The sequence below is a fragment of the Streptomyces agglomeratus genome (genome assembly GCF_001746415.1).
Taxonomy (GTDB): Bacteria; Actinomycetota; Actinomycetes; order Streptomycetales; family Streptomycetaceae; genus Streptomyces; species Streptomyces agglomeratus.
On sequence record NZ_MEHJ01000001.1, the window covers coordinates 2,169,458 to 2,184,472 of the forward strand.

The window sequence follows — 15,015 nt, forward strand, 5'->3', positions numbered from 1 at the left end:
GGTCGTTCGGCCGGGCGTCAGTATGGTCACCGCGCGCCCGGCCCCGCAACGCTCAGCCCTTCGCCGTCAGCTCCCTGAGCGCGACGTTGAGTTCGAGGACGTTCACCCGGGGCTCCCCCATGAAGCCGAGGGTCCGCCCCCGCACGTGGTCCGCGACGAGCTGCTCGACCCGTTCGGTGTCGAGCCCGTTGCGCTCGGCGACCCGGTGCGCCTGGAGGGCGGCGTACTGCGGCGAGATGTACGGGTCGAGGCCGGAGCCGGAAGAGGTGACGGCCTCGGCCGGCACGTCCGCGGGGTCGATCCGGTGACCGGCCGTGGTGTTGTCCCTGACGACGGCGGCCTTCGCGTCACTGATCAGGGCGATCAGCTCCCGGCTGTCGGCGGAGCGGTTGGTCGCCCCCGAAAGGATGAGCTTGTACTGGGTGTTGACGCTGTTGGTGCCCAGCCCGTGGGACGGGCGGGGCTGGAACCACCTCAGATCGGGGCTCGGTGTCTCCTGGCCCTTCCTCAGCGGCAGGTCGTACCGCTGTCCGATCAGCGCGGAGCCGACGACCCTGCCCTCCGACGTCACCTCGGAGCCGTTCGCTCCGGCCGGGAAGAGGGCCTGCGCGGCGCCCGTCACGGCGAGGGGGTAGACGACGCCGCACGCGAGGGTGAGGACGAGCAGGGCGCGGAGGGCGGCGCCGAGAAGGCGGGCGGAGTCGCGCACGGAGTTGTTGGTCATTGACGTCACCCGATGCCAGGAATGAGGGAGATGAGCAGGTCGATGATCTTGATGCCGGCGAACGGCGCGAGGAGCCCGCCCAGTCCGTAGAGGCCGAGATTGCGCCTGAGCATCCGGTCGGCGCTCATCGGCCGGTAGCGCACGCCCCGCAGGGCCAGCGGCACCAGCGCCACGATGACCAGCGCGTTGAAGACGACGGCCGACAGGATGGCTGACCTGGGCGACGACAGGTCCATGATGTTGAGCGTGTCCAGGCCCGGGTACACAGCGGCGAACATGGCCGGGACGATCGCGAAGTACTTCGCGACATCGTTGGCGATCGAGAACGTCGTCAGTGCCCCGCGCGTGATGAGCAACTGCTTGCCGATCTCCACGATCTCGATCAGCTTCGTCGGGTCCGAGTCCAGGTCCACCATGTTCCCGGCCTCCTTGGCGGCCGAGGTCCCGGTGTTCATGGCCACCCCGACGTCCGCCTGAGCGAGCGCGGGGGCGTCGTTCGTGCCGTCACCCGTCATCGCGACGAGCCTGCCGCCGGCCTGCTCACGCCGGATGAGCGCCATCTTGTCCTCGGGGGTGGCCTCGGCGAGGAAGTCGTCGACACCGGCCTCCTCGGCGACCGCCCTCGCGGTCAGCGGGTTGTCACCCGTGATCATGACCGTCCTGATGCCCATCCGGCGCAGCTCGTCGAACCGCTCCCGCATGCCCTCCTTGACGACGTCCTTGAGGTGCACGACGCCCAGGACCCGCGCGCCGCCGGCGTCCTCCAGAGCCACCAGCAGCGGCGTACCGCCGGCCCGTGCGATCCGGTCGGTGAGCGCCTGCGCGTCCTCGGCGACACGTCCGCCGCGCTCCTCGACCCAGGCGGCGACCGATCCGGCCGCGCCCTTGCGGACGGCGCGTCCGCCGGTGTCCACACCCGACATCCGGGTGCGGGCGGTGAAGGGCACCCACACGGCGCCCGTGAGCTCGCCCGGGGACCGCTCGCCCAGGCCGTGCGTCTCCTTGGCGAGTACGACGACGGAACGCCCTTCGGGGGTCTCGTCGGCCAGCGAGGAGAGCCGGGCCGCTTCCGCCAGTTCGGCCTCGGTGACGCCCGCCACCGGGACGAACGCGGTGGCCCGGCGGTCGCCGTGGGTGATGGTGCCGGTCTTGTCGAGCAGCAGGGTCGACACGTCGCCCGCCGCCTCGACGGCGCGTCCGGACATCGCCAGCACGTTGCGCTGTACGAGCCGGTCCATGCCCGCGATGCCGATGGCGGAGAGCAGCGCTCCGATCGTGGTCGGGATCAGGCAGACCAGCAGGGCGGTCAGTACGGTCGTCGACTGCCCGGCGCCGGCGTGGACGGCGAACGGCTGGAGGGTGACGATCGCGAGGAGGAAGGCGATCGTCAGCGAGGCGAGCAGGATGTTCAGCGCGATCTCGTTGGGGGTCTTCTGCCGGGCCGCGCCCTCCACCAGGCTGATCATCCGGTCGATGAAGGTCTCGCCGGGCTTCGTCGTGATCTTGATGACGACGCGGTCGGAGAGCACCTTGGTACCGCCGGTGACGGCCGAGCGGTCACCGCCGGACTCCCGGATGACGGGCGCCGACTCGCCGGTGACGGCCGACTCGTCGACCGACGCGACGCCTTCGACGACGTCACCGTCGCCCGGGACGACGTCCCCCGCCTCGCAGACCACCAGGTCGCCGACGCGCAGGTCCGTGCCCGCCACCCGTTCCTCGGTACGGCCGCTCAGCCGTCGCGCCACCGTCCCGGTCTTCGCCCGGCGCAGGGTGTCGGCCTGCGCCTTGCCCCGCCCCTCGGCGACCGCCTCGGCGAGATTGGCGAACACCGTGGTCAGCCACAGCCAGGCGGCGATGGCCCAGCCGAACCAGTCGGCCGGGTCGGCGAAGGCGAAGGCGGTGGTCAGTACCGACCCCACCCACACCACGAACATCACAGGCGACTTGATCATCGCCCGTGGGTCGAGCTTCCTGACCGCGTCCGGGAAGGACCTGAGCAGTTGCCGGGGATCGAAGAGACCTCCGCCGACGCGTCCGCCCTCCCCCGGTTCGCGTCCGGTCGGCGCGTCCTGCCGCGGTGCGCGGGTCAAGGTACTGGTGCTCATGACGCGAGCCCTTCGGCGAGCGGTCCCAGCGCGAGCGCCGGGAAGTAGGTCAGACCGGTGATGATCATGATTGTGCCGACCAGCAGCCCGCTGAAGAGCGGCTTCTCCGTACGCAGAGTGCCCGCCGTCCGCGGCACCGGCCGCTGCTCCGCGAGCGAGCCCGCGAGCGCGAGGACGAACACCATGGGGAGGAAGCGGCCGAGCAGCATCACGATGCCGAGGGTGCTGTTGAACCACTGGGTGTCGGAATTCAGGCCCGCGAAGGCGCTGCCGTTGTTGTTGGCGCCCGAGGTGTAGGCGTACAGAATCTCGGTGAAGCCGTGCGCCCCGGAGTTGGCCGTCGAATGGGCCGGGGTGTCCAGGGCCAGCGCCGCGGCGGTGAAGCAGAGCACCAGGGCCGGGGTGATCAGGATGTAGCAGGCGGCGAACTTGATCTCGCGTACGCCGATCTTCTTGCCCAGGTACTCGGGCGTACGGCCGACCATCAGCCCGGCGAGGAACACCGCGACGACCGCCATGACGAGCATGCCGTAGAGGCCGGAACCGACTCCGCCGGGCGCGATCTCGCCGAGCTGCATGCCGAGCAGGGTGATGCCGCCGCCGAAGCCGGTGTACGAGGAGTGGAAGGAGTTGACGGCGCCGGTCGAGGTGAGCGTGGTGGCGACCGCGAAGATCGACGAGCCGGCGATCCCGAAGCGGGTCTCCTTGCCTCCGTCGCGCCGCCCGCGAGCTCGGGGGCGGGGCCGCCGTGGTGGAACTCGGTCCACATCATCAGGGCGGTGAAGCCGAGCCAGATCGCCGCCATGGCGGCGAGGATCGCGTAACCCTGCCGGAGCGAGCCGGTCATCCTGCCGAACGTCCGGGTCAGGGCGAACGGGACGACGAGGATCAGGAAGACCTCGAAGAGGTTCGAGAACGGGGTCGGGTTCTCGAAGGGGTGGGCCGAGTTGGCGTTGAAGTAACCGCCGCCGTTCGTGCCCAGCTCCTTGATGGCCTCCTGCGAGGCGACGGCGCCGCCGTTCCACTGCTGCGTACCGCCCGAGAACTGGCCGACCTCGTGAATCCCGGCGAAGTTCTGGAGTGCGCCGCACGCGACCAGCACGAGCGCGGCGAGCGCGGCGACGGGCAGCAGGACGCGGACGGTACCGCGCACCAGGTCCGCCCAGAAGTTGCCCAGCTCCCCCGTGCGTGAGCCCGCGAGACCCCGTACCAGGGCCACCGCGACGGCCATGCCGACCGCCGCGGAGAGGAAGTTCTGCACCGCGAGGCCGCCGGTCTGCACGACGTGGCCCATGGCCTGCTCGCCGTAGTACGACTGCCAGTTGGTGTTGGCGACGAATGACGCGGCCGTGTTGAACGCCTGGTCCGGGTCGATGGAGGAGAAGCCGAGCGAGCCGGGCAGGGAGCCCTGGACGCGCTGGAGCAGGTAGAGGAAGAGGACGCTCACCGCGGAGAGCGCGAGGACGGAGCGCAGGTAGGCGGGCCGGCGCATAGGCGCGGCGGGATCGGCGCCGACGGCCCGGTAGATCCACTTCTCCACCCGCAGATGCCTCGGGTGCGGGGAGGAGTAGACGCGGGCCATGTGGTCGCCGAGGGGGCGATAGACCAGGCCGAGCGCCACGACGAGCGCGAGCAGCTGGAGTACGCCGGCGAGAACGGGGCTCATGACGGGGCTCAGAACCTCTCCGGGTACACCAGGGCGAGGACCAGGTAGCCCAGCAGGGAGACGGCCACGACCAGGCCGACGATGTTCTCGGCAGTCACAGCTTCGCCACCCCCTTGGCGACTACGGCCACCAGCGCGAACACCGCGAGCGTGGTGACGACGAAGGCCAGGTCGGCCATCGTGTGCTCCTAGCTTGATCTTTAACCTCGGGAACCGAACGGCTCCTCGTACTTGATCACTCGGACTGGTAACTGCGGTACACGCAGGCGGCCTTCGGCTGAGCATGTGATCCGACCAAGGAACACACAAGCTCAGCACGAAGGCCGTGGGGATGAGTCTGTTGCATCATGCTGTCCGGCAGGATCCGTTTGCGGAACTGTCACGCTTCCGGGGTGAGTTCTACTCCTGTCTGACCAGGCGTGCGGATGCGTTGTTCGAGCTGGGCGACGCCGTGCTGTGTGCGGATGGTCCGGTCAGGTCGCTGGTGGAGCTGTCGCTGGTGGGCGAACACCGTCGCGGGCACGGTGGGCTCTACGACGCCCTGGCCGCAGGCCGAGTCGATGTCGCCCGGCTGCGGCGGGCGCTGGCCGCGGTGCCTCTGCCGCGGGCGGCGGACAACCAGCTGGTGCTGGCTGCCGACATCACTTGCTGGCTGCGGCCCGACGCGCACACCTCACCGCAGCGGATCCTGTGCCACACCTACGGGCGGGGCAAGGACCAGCACATTCCCGTTCCCGGCTGGCCGTACTCGGTGATCTGCGCGCTGGAGACGGGCCGTAGTTCGTGGACCGCGCCGCTGGACGCGCTGCGTCTGGCGCCGGGCGACGACGCTGCCACGGTCACCGCCGGGCAGATGCGCGAACTGGTCGAGCGACTGATCGCAGCCGGGCAGTGGAGGGACGGTGACCCGGAGATCCTGATTGTGGTGGACGCCGGATACGACGTGCCTCGCCTGGCCTTCCTGCTGAAGGATCTGCCGGTGCAGGTGCTGGGCCGGATGCGCTCGGACCGCGTCCTGCGCCGGGCGGCACCGCCCCGCACCCCTGGCACCCGGGGCCGCCCGCCCCGCCACGGTGGCGAGTTCGTCTTCGGCGACCCCGCCACCTGGGACACCCCCGACGCGGCAACCGTGACCGAGACCCGTCTCTACGGCACCGCCACCGCCCGGGCCTGGGACAGGCTCCACCCGAGACTGACCCACCGCTCCGCCTGGACGGCCCAGCTGGGCGCGTTGCCCGTAATCGAGGGCACCGTGATCCGCCTGCAGGTCGACCACCTGCCCAGCGGCGCGACACCCAAGCCGGTCTGGCTGTGGTGGTCGGGCACCGACGCCACCGAAACCGACATCGACCTGCTCTGGCAGGCATTCCTTCGGCGCTTCGACATCGAGCACACCTTCCGCCTGTTCAAGCAGACACTGGGCTGGACCTGCCCGAAGATCCGCACCCCGGAAGCCGCGGACCGCTGGAGCTGGCTCATCCTCGCCGTCTTCACCCAGCTCCGGCTCGCCCGCCCGCTGGCGGCCGATCTACGCCGGCCGTGGGAGAAACCGAGCCCGCCCGACAGGCTCACCCCCGCCCGGGTCCGTCGCGATTTCCGGCACCTCCGCCCGAACGCCGCCTGTCCCGCCGAAGCACCGAAACCCTCCCGCCCCGGCCCGGACGGCCACCAGGACGCAAGAACACCCGGGCAACCCCACGCCACGACGTCCACACAGTCCGCAAAACAGACACCGCGAAACCACGACAGAGGAAGTCAACAACCCCACGACCCCGCCGCACAGGTTAAAGATCAAGCTAGGGGAAGTACGGATTTCTCTGACCCCCCGAGGAAATCGCCTCCAGGAGCGGCCGGGCCGTCCGTTGACACGTCCCATACGGCCACGGGCGCCGCCCTGATGAGATCCATACGCGCCCCGCCACCGCCCTGACCGGCAAAAAGCCGTTGGGCCGTACTCCCGGGCGGGGAGTACGGCCCAACGGCCACGTTCGGTCCTGCGGTCAGCGCACTTCGGTGGTCTCCGGACCGCGCTGGAGCTGTCCCATTCCGCCGGAGAAGCGCGAGCCCTCCTGCTCCTCCTGCTGGACTCCCTCGGGCACCATCTGCGCGTCGTTCGGCAGCTTGAGGACGATCGGGTCACGCGGCGCCATCGGCCCCTCGCCCCGTACGACCACGGTGTCCTTGAAGACGTGCTCCAGCACGCCTGCGGCCTCCGGCTGCACCGCGCCCTGCCCGGAGATCACTCCGCGCAGGAACCAGCGGGGCCCGTCGACGCCGACGAAGCGCACCATCTGCACGCCGCCCGTGCCGTCCGGCAGCTGTACGGGCACCTGGGCCCGCAGCTCCCAGCCCAGCGGGCCCTCGATCTCGTCGATGACGCCGCCCTGCTGGGTGATGCCCGTCGCGATCTCCTCGCGGACCTCGCCCCAGATGCCTTCCTTCTTGGGCGCCGCGAATGCCTGGAGCTGTACGGCGCTGTCGCGCAGCACGACCGTCGCCGCGACGATCGCGTCGCCCGCGACCTCGACCCGCAGTTCCATGCCCTCGACTCCGGGCACGAACATGCCGCCCAGGTCGACCCGGCCCTCGCCGGGCTCCATCACCTCGGACACGTCCCACGGACCGTCCGGGCGGGGTGCCGGCGGCAGGTTCACCCTGCGTACCGACCCGTCGCCGTCCGCGGCCTCGTCAGGCTCGACGTCGTCGACGACCTGCTCGGCCTCGCCCGCCACATCCGCGGCGGATTCGCTCTTCTTGCGACGTCCGAACACGTCACTGTCCTTCCCGGTCGGATACGACCGATGCGTATCGATTCCCACCCGCCCGGCCGTCCACGGCGGCATGCCCGCCGGTGGAACCGAAGCCCCCCTCGGCCCGCGCCGAGCCGGGAAGCTCCGCGACCTCGTGGAAGCGCACCTTCTCGACCTGCTGGACGACCAGTTGGGCAATCCGGTCGAAGCGCTCGAACCGCACACTCTCGCGCGGGTCGAGATTGACCACGATCACCTTGATTTCCCCACGGTACCCGGCATCCACCGTCCCCGGGGCATTCACGAGGGCGACTCCACAGCGGGCGGCGAGACCGGATCGCGGGTGCACGAACGCCGCGTACCCGTCAGGAAGCGCGACAGACACCCCGGTGGGAAGTACCGCACGCTCGCCGGGGGCGAGTTCGGCGGCCTGCGTGGTCACCAGGTCGGCTCCCGCGTCGCCCGGATGTCCGTACGAGGGCAGCGGTACGTCGGGGTCGACCCGGCGGATCAGCACGTCTACTGGATTGCGGCTCACGGGTTCACCTCGAAGGCGCGGGTGCGCCTGACCTGATCGGGGTCGGCCATCGCCGCCCGGATCTCCTCCGGGCGTCCGTTGTCGATGAAGTGGTCGACCTTGACTTCGATGAAGAGGGCTTCGGCGCGGACCGCCACGGGCCCGTCGGGGCCGCCGATGCGGCCGGTCGCCGTGGAGTAGATCTTGCGGCCGTGCACCGCCGTCACCTCGGCGTCGAGGTGCAGCACTGTGTCCACCGGCACGGGACGCACGAAATCGGTCTCCAGCCGGCCGGTCACCGCGATGACCCGCAGCAGCCAGTTCAGCGAGCCGAGCGTCTCGTCGAGCGCCGTGGCCAGTACGCCGCCGTGCGCGAGGCCGGGGGCGCCCTGGTGGGCGGGCTTGACCGTGAACTCCGCCGAGACGCGGACGCCCTCGCCGGCGCGGGCCTGGAGGTGCAGCCCGTGGGGCTGGCCGCCGCCGCAGCCGAAGCAGTGTTCGTAGTGCGCGCCGAGCAGCTCTCCGGGCGGCGGTGCGTCGGGGTGCCTGACCGGGGCTATGGCGTCGGCCGGGGGCTGGAGGGCCGCGGACCCGGGGGCCGTCTCCCGGGAGTTCTCAGTACTCACAGGCGCAGACCTTACCCGCGCGGGTACACGCAGGTCGCGCCGTGCCAAGCTGGATTCATGCAGCCTTCCGCCCCGCAGTACGCAGAACGCCTGACCGCACCCCGCTCCTGGTGGATCATCGCCGGGCTCCTCGGCATCGCGGGCGGGCTGATGCTGCTGCCCCTGGGACTTCTGCCGATGCTGGGCGGGCTCGTCGCGGCCGGTGCGCTGGCCGCCGCGGGCGTGAGTGCGTACGGCTCCCAGCGGATCCGGGTGGTCGGGGACGCGCTGATCGCCGGGGACGCCCGCATCCCGCTCTCCGCGCTCGGCGAGGCCGAGGTGCTGGACGCCGAAGAGGCCCGCGCCTGGCGCTCGTACAAGGCCGATACGCGCGCCCACATGCTGCTGCGCAGCTACATCCCGGGGGCGCTGCGCGTCGAGGTCACCGACCCGGACGACCCGACGCCGTACGTCTACCTCTCGACGCGCGATCCCGAGGGCCTGGCCGCGGCTCTCGCGGCCGTACGGGCGGCCTAGCTCCCCAGCTCCCCGCGGCCTGATCCCGGCCCCGCCTGGGGCAGTACGGGGTTCTCGGGCTTTTCGAGGGGTGGCAGCTCGGGCAGTGCGTCCCAGGGGATCTGCGTGTCGCGCAGGTCCCTGCGGATGCGCTCGGCGAGTCTTCTGGTGTCGCGGCGGTTCATCACGGCGCCGACTGCGGCGCCGACCATGAACGGCATGAGGTTCGGCAGATTGCGGACCATGCGCTTCATGATCTGCTGCCGGAGCTGGCGCTTCATCTGCGTGCCGAGCGCCGTGTTGTACGTGGCCGGCTTGGTCACGTCGATCCCCCGCTCCTGGGTCCAGGAGGTGAGGTAGGCGGTGCTGCGCTGGGCCAGCCCGCCGGGCGGCCGCTGGCCATAGACCTCGTGCAGCTCCGCGATGAGCTTCAGCTCGATCGCGGCGACGCCGGTGATCTCGGCAGCCAGCTCGGCCGGCATGGCGGGGGGTACGGGCAGCATGGCCGCCGCGCCGATGCCCGCCCCCACGGTGGAGGTGCCGTTGGCCGCACCCGTCACCAGTTTGTCGGCGATCTGCTCCGGGCCGAGGCCCGGGAACTGCCTGCGCAGGGTCGGCAGGTCACGCACGGGAACGCGCGGCGCCAGCTCGATGACCCGGTCGGCGAGGTAGCCGATACCGGCCTTCGCGCCCTGGCCGCCCTTCCGTACGCCCTGCCGGACAGCCGCCAGGCGCCGGGCCCGCGCTGAGAGCCCTTCCGCCGTTTCGAGCGAGGCCGGCAGGCCCCGCTCGTCGTCACGTGCGCCGACGGCCGCGCTCACGTCTTGCGGCGCTTCCGGGGCGTTCTTGCGCCGGAAGCGCTTCTTCCTGGACGGTGTCGCGCCTGCCACGGCCGGCCCGGCCTAGTCGCAGTCGCGGCAGATCGGCTGGCCGTTCTTCTCCCTGGCCAGCTGGCTGCGGTGGTGCACCAGGAAGCAACTCATGCAGGTGAACTCGTCGGCCTGCTTGGGCAGGACGCGAACGGCGAGCTCTTCGTTGGACAGGTCGGCGCCGGGCAGTTCAAGCCCTTCCGCCGCCTCGAATTCGTCCACGTCAACGGCCGATGCCGTCTTGTCGCTCCGCCGTGCCTTGAGCTCTTCAAGGCTGTCGGAATCGACGTCGTCATCGGTCTTGCGTGGGGTGTCGTAATCCGTTGCCACTGTCGCTCTCCCCCTCTGGGTAGTTGCGGTGTCTCAGCGCACGTAACGCGTGAGAGGCCGGACTTGTGCCCGACCTGAGGCGGAGATTTTGCCTCACATCAAGGTCTGTTACTCAATCGACACCCAACCGATCCCCTCAGGGGTGATCGGTTGGGATGGCGATCGGGACCGTACACGGTCCGAATGTCGCACTTCACGAGCGCCACCTCGTGTACTTCCCGTTATCGCACCCCCTGGAAACCCGGACTTTTCCCGGTTTTCCGGGGAAGTCCACGATCACGGAGAGTGCGGTCCGGGAATTCGAGTCTGTGATCGAACACACACAGACCACCTGGTGTCGCGTCCCGAAAATTCCGCTTAAAGCGAACAGCCGCGTGGCTGCGCGAAACATCTCAGACCGGGAGCGTGACACGCATCACGAGGCCGCCGCCCTCTCGGGGCTCCGCGATGATACGGCCTCCGTGGGCTCGCGCGACGCTGCGCGCGATGGAGAGGCCGAGACCCACGCCCTTGTCGCTGCCGGTGCGCTCCGTACGCAGGCGCCTGAACGGCTCGAAGAGGTTGTCGATCTCGTACGCGGGAACCACTGGACCCGCGTTCGAGACGACCAGGAGTGCCTGCCCGTGCTGGACCTCGGTGGTGACCTCGACCCAGCCGTCCTCGGGGACGTTGTACCGCACGGCGTTCTGCACCAGGTTAAGCGCGATCCGCTCCAGCAGGACGCCATTGCCCTGGACGACGGCGGGCGCGCGCTCGCCGCGGATCTCCACGCCCTTCGCCGCCGCCTCGCCGTGTGCCTGGTCGATGGCGCGCGAGGCCACCTCGGCCAGGTCCACCGGCTTGCGCTCGACGATCTGGTTCTCGCTGCTGGCGAGCAGCAGCAGGCCCTCCACGAGCTGCTCGCTGCGCTCGTTGGTGGCCAGCAGCGTCTTGCCGAGCTGCTGGAGCTCCAGAGGGGCGCCGGGGTCCGACAGGTGGACCTCCAGCAGCGTCCGGTTGATCGCGAGCGGCGTGCGCAGCTCGTGCGACGCGTTGCCCACGAACCGCTGCTGCGCGGTGAACGCCCGCTCCAGCCGGTCGAGCATCTCGTCGAAGGTGTCGGCGAGCTCCTTGAGCTCGTCGTCCGGACCGTCCAGCTCGATCCGCCGGGTCAGGTCGGTGCCGGCCACCCTGCGCGCCGTACGCGTGATCCTGCCGAGCGGCGAGAGGACGCGGCCGGCCATCGCGTACCCGAAGGCGAACGCGATGACGCTGAGCCCGAGCAGGGCGAGGAGCGAGCGGCTGAGCAGCTCGTCGAGCGCCTGCTGGCGCTGGTGGTTGACGCAGGCGCTCATCGCCGCGTTGAACTGCTCGGGCGTGGGGCGGCTGGGCAGCTCCTGGAGGTTGCTGCACACCGCGCTCTCGACGCTACCGCTCACGATCTTGAAGGGCAGGTCGCTGCCGACCGCGAGTGCCTGGGCGGCCAGCAGGTAGATGATCGAGAGCAGCAGGATGCCGGCGATCAGGAACATCCCGCCGTAGAGCAGGGTGAGACGTATCCGGATGGTGGGGCGGAGCCAGGGGAACGAGGGTTCAGGTCCCCTGGGGTCCCAGGTGGGTTTCGGGGGCGCGCCGGGTGGCGCCGGGGTAGCGGTCATGGCGCGTCAGATCCGGTAGCCGGAGCCGGGCACCGTGACGATGACCGGGGGCTCACCCAGCTTGCGGCGCAGTGTCATGACCGTGACGCGGACGACGTTGGTGAACGGGTCGGTGTTCTCGTCCCAGGCTTTTTCGAGGAGCTGCTCGGCCGACACGACAGCGCCTTCGCTGCGCATCAGCACCTCCAGTACCGCGAACTCCTTCGGCGCGAGCTGGATCTCCTGGCCGTCGCGGAAGACCTCACGGCGGTTCGGGTCGAGCTTGATGCCGGAGCGCTCCAGGACGGGCGGCAGGGCCACGGTCGTACGGCGCCCGAGGGCCCGTACGCGCGCGGTGAGCTCGCTGAAGGCGAAGGGCTTGGGGAGGTAGTCGTCGGCGCCGATCTCCAGGCCCTCCACGCGGTCGCTGACGTCACCGGAGGCGGTGAGCATCAGGACCCGGGTGGGCATGCCCAGCTCGACGATCTTCCGGCAGACGTCGTCTCCGTGGACTAGCGGGAGGTCACGGTCGAGCACGACGACGTCGTAGTCGTTCACCCCGATGCGCTCCAGGGCGGCCGCTCCGTCGTACACGACGTCGACGGCCATGGCCTCCCGGCGCAGTCCGGTGGCCACCGCATCGGCGAGCAGCTGCTCGTCCTCGACGACGAGTACGCGCACGTCGTAATTCCTTCCACTGATTGCCCATGCGGGCAGGTGAATCCCTTGGCTGTGTGCAGCCATCCTGCCCCTTTCGGCCATAAACCGGCGGTAAGGCGGTACGGGCGGAAGGGGCCGGAGGACGGCCATGCGTGGGGATTTCCATGATTCCCGGGCGAGTTGAGGTTTTCCTGAGGCGGCCGGTGGGGAGGACGACTGCACACCCCGCGATCACGCCCTGTATTCGGCACGCCACGTGATCGACGCACCCACCCCCGGCACACCCCCGTGCCACCGACCCATGACGAGGGGGCGCAACCCATGGACGCTTTCACCGCAGGCCTGCTGCAGCGCATAAAGGCCACGGAATCCGACCTCACGATGGCTCGTGAGACGGGCGACGACTTCCTGGCGGAGGTGGAGCAGGCGGAGCTGGACGACCTGCACCGTCTCGCCGCGGAGCACGGCGTAAAGGTAACCGCCGCGAGCGCGTGACCTGCCGGTCGGTCGACCGTACGGATGACGAGAGAGGCCCCCGCGCCGGGGATGGCGCGGGGGCCTTTCGCGTCGTAGGGGGCTTCCCCGGAGTCCCCGGCTGCTAGTCGTGCCAGGCTCCGAAATCCTCCAGCAGCGCCTGGAGCGGCTCGAAGACCCCGGGCGAGGCCGCGACGGTCAGCTCGCCGGAAGGACGCCGGCCGGGCCGCCCGCCGGTCACCGCGCCCGCCTCCCGCGCGATCAGGCACCCCGCGGCCCAGTCCCACGGCCTGAGCCCACGCTCGTAGTACCCGTCCAGCCGCCCCGCGGCCACATCGCACAGATCGACCGCCGCCGACCCGCTCCGCCGGATGTCCCGCAGCCTGGGAATCAGCCGCTGCGCGACGTCCGCCTGGTGGCTGCGCACCGCCGTGACGTAGTTGAAGCCGGTCGACACCAGCGCCTGGTCGAGCGGCGGCGACGGCCGCACCGCGAGCGCCTTGCCGTCGGCGTACGCGCCGCCGCCCAGTACCGCCTGGTACGTCTCGCCCCGCATCGGCGCCTCCACGACGCCGACCACCGTCTCGCCGCCGCGTTCGGCCGCGACGGACACCGCCCAAGTGGGCAGCCCGTACAGGTAGTTGACGGTGCCGTCGAGCGGGTCGATCACCCACCGCACGCCGCTCGTTCCCTCGCTGCTCGCGCCCTCCTCCCCCAGGACCCCGTCCTCGGGCCGGTGTTCGGCGAGGAAGCCGGTGATCAGCTTCTCGGCGGCGATGTCCATCTCGGTGACGATGTCGATGGGGCTGGACTTGGTGGCGGCCACACCGAGATCGGCGGGCCGCCCGTCCCGCAGCAGCGCACCGGCCCGCCGCGCGGCCTCCACGGCGAGTTCGAGCAGTTCGGACAAGAGGGGATCGGTCACGGCTCTCCCAGCGAAGGCGATGATCAGGCGTACAAAGGTTCAGGCGTACGGAAGATCAGGCGTACGGACTGTCGGCTCCCGCGGCCGCCGGCCTGGGAGCGCGGGCCGGGCAGCACCCGACCGGGCAGAGGTCGTGGCTCGCGCCCAGCGACCCCAGCGCGCACCGCTCCACCGCGAGCCCCCGCTCGGCGGCCGCGCGCTCCAGCAGGAGGTCGCGCACGGCCGCGGCGAAGCGCGGGTCGGCGCCCACGGTCGCGGACCGCCGGATGGGCAGGCCCAGTTCGGCCGCCTTGGCGGTGGCCTCGGTGTCGAGGTCGTACAGCACCTCCATGTGGTCCGAGACGAAGCCGATCGGGACCATCACGACGGCGGGCACGCCCGCCGCGTGCCGCTCCTCCAGGTGGTCGCAGATGTCCGGCTCCAGCCACGGGATGTGCGGGGCCCCGCTGCGCGACTGGTAGACGAGCTGCCAGGGGTGCGCGACACCGGTCTCCTCGCGCACGGCCTCGGCGATCACCCGTGCGACGTCCAGGTGCTCGGCGACGTACGCCCCGCCGTCACCGTGTGCCTCCACGGGTCCGGCCGTGTCCGCCGCAGCGGTGGGGATCGAGTGCGTCGTGAAGGCGAGGTGCGCCCCCGCCCGTACGCTCTCGTCCAGCTCCGCCAGGGACTTGACGACCCCGTCGACCATGGGGCGTACGAAGCCCGGGTGGTTGAAGTAGTGCCGCAGCTTGTCGACGCGCGGCGGCTCGATCCCCTCGGCCTCCAGCGTGGCGAGCGCGTCGGCGAGGTTCTCGCGGTACTGGCGGCAGCCGGAGTACGAGGCGTACGCACTTGTGGCCAGCACGGCGATCCGCCGTCGACCGTCCGCGGCCATCTCGCGCAGGGTGTCCACCAGGTACGGCGCCCAGTTGCGGTTGCCCCAGTAGACCGGCAGGCCGTCCAGACCGTGCTGGGCGAAGTCCGTGCGCAGGGACTCGATGAGCGCGCGGTTCTGCGCGTTGATCGGGCTGACTCCGCCGAACAGGAAGTAGTGCTGCCCCACCTCCTTGAGCCGCTCCTTGGGGATGCCGCGGCCACGGGTGACGTTCTCCAGGAACGGGACCACGTCGTCCGGGCCTTCGGGGCCGCCGAAGGAGAGAAGCAGCAGGGCGTCGTAAGGGGCGGGATCGCGCTGATCAGGCATGGGAACGATCCTGCCACTCGCCCGCCGTGGCGGTGAAACCGCCGTGCGGCACGCCGCGCGGCGGCCGTAA

Annotated in this window: 14 protein-coding genes and 2 pseudogenes; 3 read left to right on the top strand and 13 right to left on the bottom strand. The window is 70.6% G+C overall.

What is annotated here, in order from left to right; genetic code table 11:
* Positions 1–52 precede the first annotated feature (52 nt).
* From AS594_RS09050 to kdpF, 4 genes and pseudogenes are all read right to left on the bottom strand, one after another.
* Positions 53–724, bottom strand: a complete 672-nt coding sequence (locus AS594_RS09050; RefSeq protein WP_069933186.1) for a potassium-transporting ATPase subunit C — start codon at positions 722–724, stop codon at positions 53–55.
* A 5-nt stretch (positions 725–729) separates the two neighbouring features.
* Positions 730–2,832, bottom strand: coding sequence for a potassium-transporting ATPase subunit KdpB (kdpB, locus tag AS594_RS09055; protein ID WP_069935067.1), 2,103 nt, complete (start codon positions 2,830–2,832; stop codon positions 730–732).
* Positions 2,829–4,498 (bottom strand): annotated as a pseudogene (gene kdpA / locus AS594_RS09060) (potassium-transporting ATPase subunit KdpA). Before kdpA ends, kdpB begins: the two are co-directional and overlap by 4 nt.
* 8 nt (positions 4,499–4,506) lie before the next feature.
* On the bottom strand, positions 4,507–4,596 hold the full coding sequence (gene kdpF, locus AS594_RS09065) for a K(+)-transporting ATPase subunit F (protein ID WP_063789431.1): 90 nt from the start codon (positions 4,594–4,596) through the stop codon (positions 4,507–4,509).
* Positions 4,597–4,828: 232 nt separating this feature from the next.
* Here kdpF and AS594_RS09070 point away from each other — a divergent pair.
* Positions 4,829–6,285: pseudogene (locus AS594_RS09070) on the top strand (NF041680 family putative transposase).
* 212 nt (positions 6,286–6,497) lie between these two features.
* On the opposite strand, the gene AS594_RS09075 reads toward AS594_RS09070, so the two are convergent.
* Genes AS594_RS09075 through AS594_RS09085 form a run of 3 tightly spaced genes read right to left on the bottom strand, consistent with a single transcriptional unit; the run spans position 6,498 to position 8,324 of the window.
* A complete protein-coding gene (locus tag AS594_RS09075; protein ID WP_069926481.1) occupies positions 6,498–7,268 on the bottom strand; it encodes a DUF3710 domain-containing protein in 771 nt (256 codons plus the stop codon).
* A gap of 1 nt (position 7,269) precedes the next feature.
* Positions 7,270–7,785: a dUTP diphosphatase gene (gene dut, locus AS594_RS09080; protein WP_069926482.1), complete on the bottom strand. Its 516-nt coding sequence runs from the start codon at positions 7,783–7,785 to the stop codon at positions 7,270–7,272.
* A complete protein-coding gene (locus AS594_RS09085) occupies positions 7,782–8,324 on the bottom strand; it encodes a PaaI family thioesterase (RefSeq protein ID WP_069930384.1) in 543 nt (180 codons plus the stop codon). The genes dut and AS594_RS09085 overlap by 4 nt, the downstream gene beginning before the upstream one ends.
* Before the next feature lie 123 nt (positions 8,325–8,447).
* On the opposite strand from AS594_RS09085, the gene AS594_RS09090 reads away from it, so the two are divergent.
* Entirely contained in the window at positions 8,448–8,906 is a 459-nt protein-coding gene (locus AS594_RS09090; protein WP_069926483.1) for a DUF3093 domain-containing protein, read from the top strand.
* On the opposite strand, the gene AS594_RS09095 is transcribed toward AS594_RS09090, so the two are convergent.
* The 4 genes from AS594_RS09095 to AS594_RS09110 all read right to left on the bottom strand — a co-directional run bounded on the left by AS594_RS09095 (position 8,903) and on the right by AS594_RS09110 (position 12,381).
* On the bottom strand, positions 8,903–9,775 hold the full coding sequence (locus tag AS594_RS09095) for a hypothetical protein (RefSeq protein ID WP_069926484.1): 873 nt from the start codon (positions 9,773–9,775) through the stop codon (positions 8,903–8,905). The genes AS594_RS09090 and AS594_RS09095 overlap by 4 nt on opposite strands.
* A 12-nt stretch (positions 9,776–9,787) precedes the next feature.
* The gene (locus AS594_RS09100; RefSeq protein ID WP_028814145.1) at positions 9,788–10,084 is read right to left on the bottom strand and encodes a DUF4193 domain-containing protein; all 297 of its coding nucleotides are present in this window, start codon (positions 10,082–10,084) and stop codon (positions 9,788–9,790) included.
* 392 nt (positions 10,085–10,476) lie between these two features.
* Positions 10,477–11,721 carry a sensor histidine kinase gene (locus AS594_RS09105; RefSeq protein WP_069926485.1) on the bottom strand — a complete coding sequence of 415 codons (1,245 nt, stop codon included), beginning with the start codon at positions 11,719–11,721 and terminating at the stop codon, positions 10,477–10,479.
* 6 nt (positions 11,722–11,727) lie between these two features.
* The gene (locus tag AS594_RS09110; RefSeq protein ID WP_028814147.1) at positions 11,728–12,381 is read right to left on the bottom strand and encodes a response regulator transcription factor; all 654 of its coding nucleotides are present in this window, start codon (positions 12,379–12,381) and stop codon (positions 11,728–11,730) included.
* A 300-nt stretch (positions 12,382–12,681) separates the two neighbouring features.
* Between AS594_RS09110 and AS594_RS44610 the strand changes: the two genes are divergently transcribed.
* Positions 12,682–12,855, top strand: a complete 174-nt coding sequence (locus tag AS594_RS44610; RefSeq protein ID WP_167368008.1) for a hypothetical protein — start codon at positions 12,682–12,684, stop codon at positions 12,853–12,855.
* A gap of 103 nt (positions 12,856–12,958) precedes the next feature.
* Here AS594_RS44610 and AS594_RS09115 read toward each other — a convergent pair whose 3' ends face one another.
* Together AS594_RS09115 and AS594_RS09120 are read right to left on the bottom strand one after the other, a co-directional pair.
* Positions 12,959–13,759, bottom strand: coding sequence for an inositol monophosphatase family protein (locus AS594_RS09115; RefSeq protein ID WP_069926486.1), 801 nt, complete (start codon positions 13,757–13,759; stop codon positions 12,959–12,961).
* 55 nt (positions 13,760–13,814) lie between these two features.
* Complete coding sequence (locus AS594_RS09120; RefSeq protein WP_069933185.1) at positions 13,815–14,945, bottom strand: ferrochelatase; 1,131 nt, start codon at positions 14,943–14,945, stop codon at positions 13,815–13,817.
* Positions 14,946–15,015 lie beyond the last annotated feature (70 nt).

Bases quoted from the DNA above. Each gene is read 5' to 3' on its own strand.
- AS594_RS09120 (WP_069933185.1), bottom strand. From the start codon at position 14,945: ATGCCTGATCAGCGCGATCCCGCCCCTTACGACGCCCTGCTGCTTCTC.
- AS594_RS09090 (WP_069926483.1), top strand. From the start codon at position 8,448: ATGCAGCCTTCCGCCCCGCAGTACGCAGAACGCCTGACCGCACCCCGC.
- kdpB (WP_069935067.1), bottom strand. From the start codon at position 2,832: ATGAGCACCAGTACCTTGACCCGCGCACCGCGGCAGGACGCGCCGACC.
- AS594_RS09105 (WP_069926485.1), bottom strand. From the start codon at position 11,721: ATGACCGCTACCCCGGCGCCACCCGGCGCGCCCCCGAAACCCACCTGG.
- AS594_RS09050 (WP_069933186.1), bottom strand. From the start codon at position 724: ATGACCAACAACTCCGTGCGCGACTCCGCCCGCCTTCTCGGCGCCGCC.
- AS594_RS44610 (WP_167368008.1), top strand. From the start codon at position 12,682: ATGGACGCTTTCACCGCAGGCCTGCTGCAGCGCATAAAGGCCACGGAA.